Here is an 11,158-nt window from a genome sequence, read left to right on the forward strand (position 1 = left end):
GCTGCTGTCGACCGAGAAGCTGATCATCGTCGGCGCGTCCACCGGCGGCACCGAGGCCATCAAGGAATTCCTGATGCCGCTGCCGCCCGACGCGCCCGCGGTGCTGATCGTCCAGCATATGCCGGCCGGCTTTACGCGCTCGTTCGCGCAGCGGCTCGATGGCCTGTGCCGCATCAAGGTCAAGGAGGCGGAACATGGCGAGCGCGTGCTGCCGGGCTATGCCTATATCGCACCGGGCGACCAGCACCTGCTGCTGGCGCGCAGCGGCGCCAACTATGTCGCGCACCTGTCGCAGGACCCGCCGGTCAACCGGCATCGGCCGTCGGTCGACGTGCTGTTCGACTCGGCCGCCGTGCATGCGGGCAAGAACGCCATCGGTGTGATCCTGACCGGCATGGGCCGCGACGGCGCGCGCGGCATGCTGCGGATGCGCGAGGCCGGCGCCTACAACCTGGCGCAGGACGAGCAGAGCTGCATCGTGTTCGGCATGCCGAAGGAGGCGATCGCCGCCGGCGGCGCGCACGAGGTGGTGCCGCTGTCGGCGATGAGCCAGCGCGTGATGGCGCGGCTGGCTACCTTCGGTACCCGCGCGCAGCGCGTTTGAAAACCACGCGGATGCGCCGCGGCTGCGCGGCGCGTCCGGATAGACGCAATCATCCACAACCGTAATGGAGCCGTAGAGTGGACAAGAACATGAAGATCCTGGTGGTCGACGACTTCCCGACCATGCGCCGTATCATCCGCAACCTGCTCAAGGAGCTGGGTTTCGCCAACGTCGAGGAAGCCGAAGACGGCGCCGCCGGCCTCGAGAAGGTCAAGGACGGCAGCTTCCAGTTCGTGGTCTCGGACTGGAACATGCCCAACATGGACGGCCTGACGATGCTGCAGGGCATTCGCGCCGATCCGGCGATCGCGAAGACGCCGGTGCTGATGGTGACCGCCGAGGCCAAGAAGGAAAACATCATCGCGGCGGCGCAGGCCGGCGCCAATGGCTATGTGGTCAAGCCGTTCACCGCGGCGACGCTGGACGAGAAGATCACCAAGATCTTCGAGAAGATCGCCAAGGAAGGGGCTTGAGGCAGCCGCTATGTCCACCACGTCGAATATCAATATCGAGTCCGCCGAGCAGATCATCCAGCGCATCGGCAGCCTGACCCGCATGCTGCGCGACAGCATGCGCGAGCTGGGCCTGGACAAGGAGATCGAGCGCGCGGCGCAGGCGATCCCCGACGCGCGCGACCGTCTGAGCTACATCGCCAACATGACGGAGAAGGCGGCCGAGCGCACGCTGAACGCGGTCGAGCTGGCGCAGCCGATCCAGGCCGACCTGGAGAAGCAGGCCGAGGCGCTCGACAAGCGCTGGGAGGACTGGTTCGCGCGGCCGGTGGAGCTGGCGGATGCGCGCGAGCTGGTGCTCGACACGCGGTCGTTCCTGACCGAGGTGCCGACGCAGGCCCGCGCCACCGGCAGCCATCTGCTCGAGATCATGATGGCGCAAGACTTCCAGGACCTGACCGGCCAGGTCATCAAGAAGATGATGGACATGATCCAGACGCTGGAGCAGGAGCTGCTGCAGATGCTGATCGACAATGTCCCGGCCGAGCGCCGCGTTGAGACCGGCCCGGCGACGCTGATGAACGGACCGCAGGTCAATCCGGAAGGCAAGCACGACGTGGTATCGGACCAGTCGCAGGTCGACGATCTGCTGGCGAGCCTGGGTTTCTGAGCTTCCGAACCTGTGACTGCCTGAACGCCTGAACGCCTGAACGCCTGTACGCCTGTACGCGAACGGCGGTGCGTTCAGCCGATCGTCCTGTCGGCTGCCGGCAGCGTGTCGTACAGCGCCCAGACCCGATCGCGCCACGCCGTCGCACCGATGCCGCGAAGCAGGCCGTGCACGGCGCCGCCGCGCGCCTCGCGGTGCAGCGCTTCGATGGCGTTCAGCAGGGGCGGATACACCGTGTCGACGCCTGTTTCGTCACGCGCGTCCGCGGCCCAGCGGGCCAGAGCGGTGACGATGACGATCTCGTGCCGCTGCTGGCCGGGCAGCTGATGGTGCGCGAGCAGTTTGCGAACCTGTGCCAGCAGCCACAATGCGACCTCGGCGTTCCAGGTCCAACGGGTGTACGTGGCCGCTGAAGTGAGGTCGAGCAGGATGGCACCACGCTGTCCCGGCGTCAGCATGTCCAGCAGTCGCTCCAGTTGCTCGCGAACCACGTCGATGGTGACGAGGTGCCCGTTTCGGACGGCATCGCGCCACATCTCGCCGCTGCCCGACATGACGTTGAACAAGCTCCTGGCCAGGGGCTCCACTGCCTTGTGTCGGACCGGGGCCGGCAAGGCGGACACGCGCGCGAGATGCAAGTCCCAATAACGGGGATGGGCGCCAAGCGTCTTGATCGCGCCCGCCAGCGCGGACGCCTTGCCGCGGTCGGAGACATCCGTGGCCAGCTGCAGATAGGCCGATACCGCGCCCTCCGGATCGGCATGCCATCGGCCCAGGTTGCACACCATCGACGGCAGCAGCGCTTCGCGGACACCCGGCGGCCAGTCCTTGATGAGCCCATGCACCAGGTTCCACCGACGTGTCGAATCGGCCGGCCGTGTGTCCATCGCATCGACCCGGAAAGCCAGCAGCTTTGCCAATCTGGCCTTGACCGACATGTCGCGCGCCGCATCGGCCAGACGAAATACGGTGGACCAGACGCTCTCCAGCCGCTCGGCCTGGTCCGCGATCGACAGCAGGTGTTCGCACAGCTCGACACACAGCGATGCATCGAGACGCATGGCGCAATCCGCGAGGTAGGCCGCCATGCCGCTGTCCGCGATGGCGCATCGCTCCTCAGGCTCGACCACGTGGGCGACCATGCCGAGAAGCACGCGTGCGGCGTCGGCGGGCCGCAGCCGTTGTACCGCGATGTCGGCCAGCGATCGCCAGCGCGGCAGCGATGTCTCCGGCAGCGGATGCGTGGCATCCATTCGCACGCTGCGACCTAGTGCCATCAATACCTCGGCGCATGACTGCGCCGGCAGCTCGGTGGCGCAATGGAGCAGCGCATCCCAGCGCGCGCGGCGATCGGCCACCGTCACTCCAAGAAGATCGCCAGGATTCGCCTCCTCCAGGCCAAGTGCCGATGCGCACAGCAGCTTCGTACGAAGCGCGCACGCGGGCTCGCCTCGCGATGCCAGGGCTTGTTGCCGCTCGAACAGGCAGGCGTGCGTCTCGAGCCAGCGCGTCCCCGATGCGCGATCGGGAGCGCTGGCGTAGGTGCCGATGGCGGCCAGCAGCGCGATGGCGTCCTGCTCGTCCGGTGCATCGTCCGCGATGGCCAGCCATTGCCGCAGCGGCATTTCCGCCAGAACGCTGCCCTTGCTGTCGGACACGCAAGCGGCCAGTGCCCGGCTGCAATCGCCCAGCGGGAGGGCAAGCATGTCGGTCACGAAAGCGGGACGACCGGCATGCTGGATGCGGGTGCCAGCAGCCACGGCGGGGCGAAACGGTGCCAGTATGCGGCTGGCTTCGTCGTCCAGGATCCTCCATCGCGTCGTGACGCACTGGAACAGGCGCTCGTGGAGAGCCGCATGCCATGGCTTGGGCAGTGCCGCGATTTCCGCACAGCGCGCATGCAGCTGTGTCAGCGAGCGGGTCCATCGGATGCGGTCCTTGACCCGGGCGGGAGCGGTGAACAGCCGCTCCATCACGGCATGGATATGGCGATTGACCCGGGCCAGCCGGACCTTGTCGGCCTTGTGCAGCCAGGTGGCGACATATTCGAGCACATGGTCGTTGGTGCCGAGGCCTTCAGGGTGTGCGGTGGCAGGGGAAGGGGGCGTAGCGGTCAGTGGCATGGCGGCAGACAGGGCGATCAGAAGGGAAGGCATGGCGCCTGGGATGGGATTTCGCGCCGTTCACGCATCGGCTGGCCGGTCCCGTGCCTTGCGTTTGAGCCGATTGCCGTCGGCGGCCGGTGGCTCATCCTCGACTGGCAGCGACGCATGGAAATGCGCCCATACCGGCGCGAAGAGGTGGATCATGTCGGCCTTCTGGCAGGCATCGTGCAGCCAGTACAACGCGGAGGCGCACTGGTCCGGTTGCAACGTGCGAATCGCCGTGGCGAGCGCCGGCAGTATCTGCGCGGCGTCGCGCGGTTCGGTGAGCCGCGTGGCGCGTTCCGCCAGCGTCGTGAACAGCCTGACTTCGTGGCGTCCGCTGCGGGGCAAGTACAGCCCTTCGTCGATCAGCCAGGTAAATCGGTGGACGGAGGCGTAAGGCGCCATGGCCATCAATACGAAGCCGCGATCCGCCCACGTCAGCATGCCCAGCAGCTCGGTGAATTGTCGCCGCGCCTGACGCTCGCTGACGGGCCAGGCCGCGAGCGAGACATCGCCTGGTGCGGCCGCGGCAGTGTCGTCGGCTCGCTGCGGCGGTGGTGTGTCGGGCAACGGCTCGCGCGTGACCAGCAGCTTGTGCGCGATCGCGGCGAAGGGGTCGCGGCGCATGCGCCGCGGCAGATCGACCGCCGCGTTGACCATATCGGACCAATGGCGGGGGTCGTCGTCATACACCTGGAGCAGGCCCGACAGCAACGTGGGCCGATCGTCCAGATCGAGTTCCTCAAGTAAGCCCATCAGGCGCGGTACCGCGAAGCCGGCCGGCACGTCCGTGCTCAGCTCCGCATCGACCATGGCCAGCAACGGCTCGCGCCGCAGCGCGCGTGGCAGGGCGGCAACGCGGTCGCTCAGCGCGAACCAGCGTTGCAGACGACCGTCGGCGTCCGGCAAGCGCTGGCCGAGCGCGACCAGGACCTGCTGTTGCAGCGCGGGCTCGAGCCCGCGCGACGCCCCGAATACCGCCTCCCAGATCCGCTCGTAAACCGCTACGGAGTTCATGCGGAACGCCTGCTCGACCACCCGGTTCATCACGAGGACGGCGAGCGCGTCGGGCAGCCGGCTTGCCGCTTCCATCAAGGCGATATAGGGCGCCGGCCTGGAGGTGATCTCGTCGAGCCCGTCGATCCGGTCGAGCATGGCGACCAGGGCCTCATTGGCCTGGTCCGCCGGCATCTGGTTGCCGATCGCGCCGATGATGCGGTACCAACAGGTGTCGCGCGGCTCGGCGGGCATGTCCTGTTCCAACGCAGCGGCGAAGTCGCATGCCGCGCTTGCTGCCAGCGCCAGCCAGATCGGCGGCCGCGCTGCCGGCGGTAACGCCCGGGCTTCGTCGAAGACGCGATGCCAAAGCGACGCGCGGCACGCCATCCGCACGACATAACGCGACGGATCGGCCAGTGCCTCGGCGACCGCCGTCAGCAATTGCACGCGTTCGGCCAGGCTGGCCACGCCGGCGCGTCCCTTGCGCTCGTGGGCAGCCGCCAGCATGCCTTCGAGCAGGTCGCGCCATCGTTCCTTGTTCCTCGACGCCCTGGCGGCCAGGCCGGTCAGCGCCGGGACGCGTGCGTCCGCGTCCAGGGCCAGCGCGATATCGAGCAGGGCCGGGACCGGCCGCTGCGCGATGTCAACAAGCGGCGCGCGATGGGTGCCGCCGTGCGGCGCGCGCGCAGTTGGCCCTGGCGCGTCGGTGTGGAGCAGTGCGAACCGGGCCATATCGGCGCGCATCTGGATGGCCGGATGGAGCTGTTCGACCGGCATCCGGTTCAACAGCGAACAGCGATCCGCCGGGGCCAGCTGGGCGATGTCGCCGAGCGCTCGCTGGAACGCCGAGTTCGAGACGATCCACTTCAATCGCTCGCGCAGTCGGACGGGTGCGACGAAGTCGCGATCGAGCTGGCCATGCATGCGCCTGGACGTCCGCGACAGCGCCACGATGGCCGCGCCGCGCAGCCGCTCGACGATCTGGCGCAGCATGCATTCGGGCAGGGTATCGAGCGCGATGCGCCCGGCGCCCTGGGCCAGGGTGCCATTGCCGGTGGCATGTTGCGCCGGCTCGGGATTGGCGTGGGCTGCGGCGATCGCTTCGCCGGATGAAGAGATAAGGAATTGGAAGGGCATGGTTGCCTCCGTCGTGTCGCCGCGCTTTCGCGCTGCGGTGTGGCCCGCCCCGGCCGGACAAGGGATCGAGCCGGGCACCATAGCGGCATGCCATCACCGGCTCTTTTCGAATTGCCCCGGATTTACCGCAATCGCTCGCCGGCGCGCCGCCATCCCGAAAGAATCCCGCAGGACCGCCGTTAACCTCTGTGATCGAACCGTTCTCGCGGCGCTGCGTGCCCGCGCGCCTCTGCCATCGGCCAAATAGCGTGGCAATCCCCCGCCTATTTCCCCTAATGGCGGCGCTCCCCCGCTCCGATAATCGACCCCGTCGAAGGGCGGCATGCCGCTTCGCCACGGAGCGGCCATGTCCGAAGAAAGCGATCTCGAGAAAACCGAACCCGCCTCACCCCGGCGCCTGGAAAAGGCGCGCGAGGAAGGGCAGGTGGTGCGTTCGCGCGAGCTCGGCACCTTCGTGATGCTGATGGCCGGCGTGGCAGGCCTGTGGGGCCTGGGCGGGATGCTCGGCCGCAAGCTCGATACCGTGATGCGCGCCGCGCTGTCGTTCGAGCCCGCCGTGGCGCACGATCCGGCCCGCATGCTGTCCGGCTTCGCGCAACTGGTGTGGGAATCGCTGCTGGGGGTGCTGCCCCTGTTGCTGCTGTTCGCCGTCGCCGCGCTGCTGGCGCCGATGGTGCTCGGCGGCTGGCTGTTCTCGACCAAGTCGCTGCTGCCCGATTTCTCCCGGCTGTCCCCGCTCAAGGGGCTGGGGCGGCTGTTCTCCGCGCAGTCGCTGGTCGAGCTGACCAAGGCCGTCGCCAAGTCGCTGCTGGTCGGAGGCATCGGCTTCTGGGTGCTGTGGCGCCATCTGCCGGACGCCGTGGCGCTGATGAACGCGCCGGTGCAGGAGGCGCTGCTGCGCCTGCTCGAGCTGGTGCTGCTGTGCTGCGCGCTGGCCGCCGGTTCGCTGCTGCTGGTGGCCGCGATCGACGTGCCCTGGCAATTCTGGGACTACTTCAAGAAGCTGCGCATGACCAAGGAAGAGGTCAAGCAGGAGCACAAGGAAAGCGAGGGCAACCCGCACGTCAAGGGCCGGATCCGTCAGCTGCAACGCCAGATGGCGCGGCGCCGGATGATGGCCGAGGTGCCCAAGGCCGACGTGGTGGTCACCAACCCGACCCATTTCGCCGTGGCGCTGCGCTACGAGGAAGGCCGCATGGGCGCGCCTCGCGTGGTCGCCAAGGGCACCGAGGAGGTCGCCGCGCGCATTCGCGAGCTGGCCGCCGAGCATCGCGTGCCGATCCTGTCCGCGCCGCCGCTGGCGCGCGCGCTGCACCGCCATGTCGAGCTGGGCCACGAGATTCCTTCCGGGCTGTACACCGCCGTGGCGGAGGTGCTGGCCTGGGTCTACCAACTGAAACACTGGCACCACGCCAACGGGCCGCTGCCCGAAGCCCCGACCGGCCTGCCGGTGCCCGATGAACTTGCCGTACCGGAAAGCCGCGCATGAATGCATTGAACTCGCTGTTCCGACTGCCCGGCGGGCAGTCCGCCGGCCAGCTGAAGGCACTGGCCGGGCCGCTGCTGATCGTGATGATCCTCGGCATGATGGTGCTGCCGCTGCCGCCATTCCTGCTCGATCTGCTGTTCACCTTCAATATCGCGCTGTCGATCATGGTGCTGCTGGTCGGCATGTACACGCAGCGTCCGCTGGACTTCGCCGCGTTTCCGGCCGTGCTGCTGTTCTCGACGCTGCTGCGGCTGTCGCTGAACGTCGCCTCCACCCGCGTGGTGCTGCTCGAGGGCCATACCGGCCCCGACGCGGCCGGCAAGGTGATCGAGGCCTTCGGCCACTTCCTGGTCGGCGGCAACTTCGCGGTCGGCATCGTGGTGTTTGCGATCCTGGTCGTGATCAACTTCATGGTGATCACCAAGGGCGCGGGCCGGATCGCCGAGGTCGGCGCGCGCTTCATGCTGGACGCGATGCCGGGCAAGCAGATGGCGATCGACGCGGACCTGAACGCCGGCCTGATCAACGAAGAGGGCGCGCGCAAGCGCCGCGCCGAGGTCGCGCAGGAATCGGACTTCTACGGCGCGATGGACGGTGCCAGCAAGTTCGTGCGCGGCGATGCGATCGCCGGCCTGCTGATCATGTTCATCAACGTGTTCGCCGGCATGGTGGTCGGCATGGTGCAGCACGACCTGGACTTCTCGACCGCGGTGCGCAACTACACGCTGCTGACCATCGGCGACGGCCTCGTTGCTCAGATCCCCGCGCTGGTAATCTCGACCGCCGCCGGTGTCATCGTCTCGCGCGTGTCGAACGACCAGGACGTCGGCGAGCAGCTGACCGGCCAGCTGTTCTCCGATCCGCGCGTGCTGTACCTGACCGGCGGCATCATCGGCCTGCTGGGCATCATCCCCGGCATGCCGCACATTGCCTTCCTGCTGCTGGCCGGCGGGCTGGTCTGGTTCGGTACCTATGTCAGCAAGCGCCAGCTGGCTGCCAAGCAAACCGCCAAGCGCGAAGAGCGTACGCCCGCCGCGCTGGCCAACGAGAACACCGAGGCGACCTGGGACGACGTCACGCTGGTCGATCCGCTCGGCATGGAAGTCGGCTACCGGCTGATTCCGCTGGTCGACCGCGCGCAGAACGGCGAGCTGCTGGGCCGGATCAAGAGCATCCGCAAGAAGGTCGCGCAGGAGGTCGGCTTCCTGGTGCCGGTGGTGCATATCCGCGACAACCTGGAACTGAAGCCCAACGCCTACCGCATCACGCTCAAGGGCGTCGAGATCGGCTACGGCGAGGCCGTGCCCGGCCAATGGATGGCGATCGATCCGGGCCAGGTCAGCGGCACGCTGCCCGGCACGCCGACGCGCGATCCGGCGTTCGGCCTGCCGGCGGTCTGGATCGACAGCGGCATCAAGGAACAGGCGCAGGCGCTCGGCTATACCGTGGTCGACGCCAGCACCGTGGTCGCCACGCACCTGAACCATCTGATCCACCAGCACGCGGCCGAGCTGCTGGGCCGCCAGGAAGTGCAGGCGCTGCTGGACCGTATCGCCAAGGATTCGCCGAAGCTGACCGAGGACCTGGTGCCCAAGACGATCACGCTGACGTCGCTGCAGAAGGTGCTGCAGAACCTGCTCGACGAGAGTGTGCCGATCCGCGACATGCGCACGATCCTCGATGTGATCGCCGAACATGCGCCGAAGATCAGCGACCCCAACGAGCTGACCGCGCTGGTGCGCATGGCGCTGGGCCGCGCGATCACGCAGCAGTGGTTCCCCAACGGTGCCGACCTGCAGGTGATCGGCCTGGATGCCGGCCTCGAGCGCGTGCTGTCGCAGGCGTTGAACTCGGGCGGCAGCATCGAGCCCGGCCTGGCCGATGCGCTGGTGCAGCAGGCGCAGGCCGCGGTGGCCCGCCAGGAGCAGATGGGCCTCGATCCGGTGCTGCTGGTCCCGCATGCGCTGCGGCCGTTGCTGTCCCGCTTCCTGCGGCGGACCATGCCGCAGCTCAGGGTGCTGTCGCACGCGGAGGTGCCGGACAACCGCAATATCCGTATTACCGCGATGATCGGCGGCGCGGGCTGAGTTGGATCGTCGGGGCCGGCGCCGCAGCCGCGGTGCGATCGCAGGCGACAGGAGCACTCCCTGTCGCCTGTTTCTCATCAGGGGCCGAAATAATTGCTGGGCGCTGCCGTTAACCCGGAGACGAGGACGTGCGGCGCCGTCATCGTCCAAATAGCGCCGCAATCCCCCGCCTATTCAGCCCAATAGCACGAGACCCCCGCTCGCATAATCGACACGTCGAAGAGGCCGGCTGCCGCTTCGCCACGTGGTGTCGATAGCCGAATGCGGCGATCCCCGCAACGTCCCGCTCCCTCCTTCCTGCGCGAGACGTCCGTCGCCACCACGCGAGAACAGACCGGCCTGTGCCCGTCGGCCGCATGCCGACACCATCGCGGCCAGCGATGCCGCGGTGCCGGACAACCGAACATCGAATGATTGCCACGAGCGGCGGTGCCGCTGGATCCCGCTGAAACAAGGGTCGCGAAACATGAGCGTAGCCAAATTTGTGGCGGCCAACGGCCGCGAAGCCTTGCGCCAGGTGCGCGAAGCCATGGGGCCGGACGCCGTGGTGCTGTCCAACCGCACCGTCGACGGCGGCGTCGAGATCGTGGCCATGCGCGATACCGATCTGGGCGCGATCTCGGACAGCGCGCCTCGGTTCCAGCCGCCGCTGCGCGAGCCGATCCAGGCCGCGGCCGCGGAGGACATCGACGGCATTCGCGGCGAACTGCAATCGATGCGCGCGCTGATCGAGCGGCAGCTGTCGGGCATCGCGGTCCCTGCCGTGCCGGCCGCCGCGGCCGATCCGCTGCGCGAGTCGCTGTTCGAATGGCTGGTCGGCGCGGGCTTTTCCGCGCAACTGGCGCGCACGCTGCTGGCGCGGCTGCCGGCCGGCTACGACCGTCCGGCCGCGATGGGCTGGATCCGCCAGGAGATCGCCAGCAAGGTGCCGGTGCTGGCCGACGAGGACGCGCTGTTCGGCCAGGGCGGCGTGCTGGCGCTGGTTGGCCCCACCGGGGTCGGAAAGACCACCACCACCGCCAAGCTGGCCGCGCGCTTCGTGCTGAAGCATGGCGCCGACAAGCTCGCGCTGCTGACCACCGACACCTTCCGGATCGGCGCGCACGAGCAGCTGCGGATCTACGGCGACATCCTCGGCGTGCCGGTGCACGCGGTCAAGGATGCGTCGGATCTGCGTCTCGCGCTGGGCGCGCTGTCGCAGAAGCATCTGGTGATCATCGACACCGTCGGCATGAGCCAGCGCGACCGCAACCTGTCCGAGCAGATCGCGATGCTGGCCGGCGCGCCGGCGCCGGTGCAGCGCGTGCTGCTGCTCAATGGCGCCAGCCACGGCGATACGCTCAACGAGGTGGTGCACGCCTACCGCCACGATGCCGCGCCGGGCGCCGGCATCGACGGCTGCATCATCAGCAAGCTCGACGAGGCCACCCATCTGGGCTCGGTGCTCGACGTCGTGATCCGGCACCGGCTGCCGGTGTTCTACGCGTCGACCGGCCAGCGCGTGCCGGAGCATCTGGAACTGGCGCGCGGCGACGCGCTGGTCGAGCGCGCCTTCCTGATGCCGCGGCGCGGC

Annotated in this window: 8 protein-coding genes; 6 read left to right on the forward strand and 2 right to left on the reverse strand. The window is 68.3% G+C overall.

Annotation, left to right across the window (positions count from 1 at the left end; genetic code table 11):
- The 3 genes from B551_RS05500 to cheZ all read left to right on the forward strand — a co-directional run.
- Nucleotides 1-604, forward strand: a 604-nt coding sequence (locus B551_RS05500) for a chemotaxis protein CheB (RefSeq protein ID WP_043437558.1), incomplete at its 5' end; no start/stop codon positions are given.
- A 77-nt stretch (nt 605-681) separates the two neighbouring features.
- The gene (gene cheY, locus B551_RS05505; protein ID WP_006577576.1) at nt 682-1,077 is read left to right on the forward strand and encodes a chemotaxis response regulator CheY; all 396 of its coding nucleotides are present in this window, start codon (nt 682-684) and stop codon (nt 1,075-1,077) included.
- A gap of 10 nt (nt 1,078-1,087) precedes the next feature.
- Nucleotides 1,088-1,726, forward strand: coding sequence for a protein phosphatase CheZ (gene cheZ / locus B551_RS05510; protein ID WP_006577575.1), 639 nt, complete (start codon nt 1,088-1,090; stop codon nt 1,724-1,726).
- Nucleotides 1,727-1,800: 74 nt separating this feature from the next.
- Here the strand turns inward: cheZ and B551_RS05515 are convergent, their stop codons facing one another.
- The gene (locus B551_RS05515) at nt 1,801-3,882 is read right to left on the reverse strand and encodes a hypothetical protein (RefSeq protein ID WP_157071916.1); all 2,082 of its coding nucleotides are present in this window, start codon (nt 3,880-3,882) and stop codon (nt 1,801-1,803) included.
- 27 nt (nt 3,883-3,909) lie between these two features.
- Nucleotides 3,910-6,009 carry a hypothetical protein gene (locus B551_RS05520; RefSeq protein WP_006577573.1) on the reverse strand — a complete coding sequence of 700 codons (2,100 nt, stop codon included), beginning with the start codon at nt 6,007-6,009 and terminating at the stop codon, nt 3,910-3,912.
- 346 nt (nt 6,010-6,355) lie between these two features.
- Between B551_RS05520 and flhB the strand changes: the two genes are divergently transcribed.
- The 3 genes from flhB to flhF form a co-directional block, all read left to right on the forward strand.
- Nucleotides 6,356-7,498, forward strand: a complete 1,143-nt coding sequence (flhB, locus tag B551_RS05525; RefSeq protein ID WP_006577572.1) for a flagellar biosynthesis protein FlhB — start codon at nt 6,356-6,358, stop codon at nt 7,496-7,498.
- Nucleotides 7,495-9,585, forward strand: coding sequence for a flagellar biosynthesis protein FlhA (flhA, locus tag B551_RS05530; protein ID WP_006577570.1), 2,091 nt, complete (start codon nt 7,495-7,497; stop codon nt 9,583-9,585). The genes flhB and flhA overlap by 4 nt, the downstream gene beginning before the upstream one ends.
- A 466-nt stretch (nt 9,586-10,051) precedes the next feature.
- A partial coding sequence (gene flhF / locus B551_RS05535; protein WP_023263638.1) for a flagellar biosynthesis protein FlhF occupies nt 10,052-11,158 on the forward strand: 1,107 nt, incomplete at its 3' end.

It is taken from the genome of Cupriavidus sp. HPC(L) (assembly GCF_000307735.3).
Classification (GTDB): domain Bacteria; phylum Pseudomonadota; class Gammaproteobacteria; order Burkholderiales; family Burkholderiaceae; genus Cupriavidus.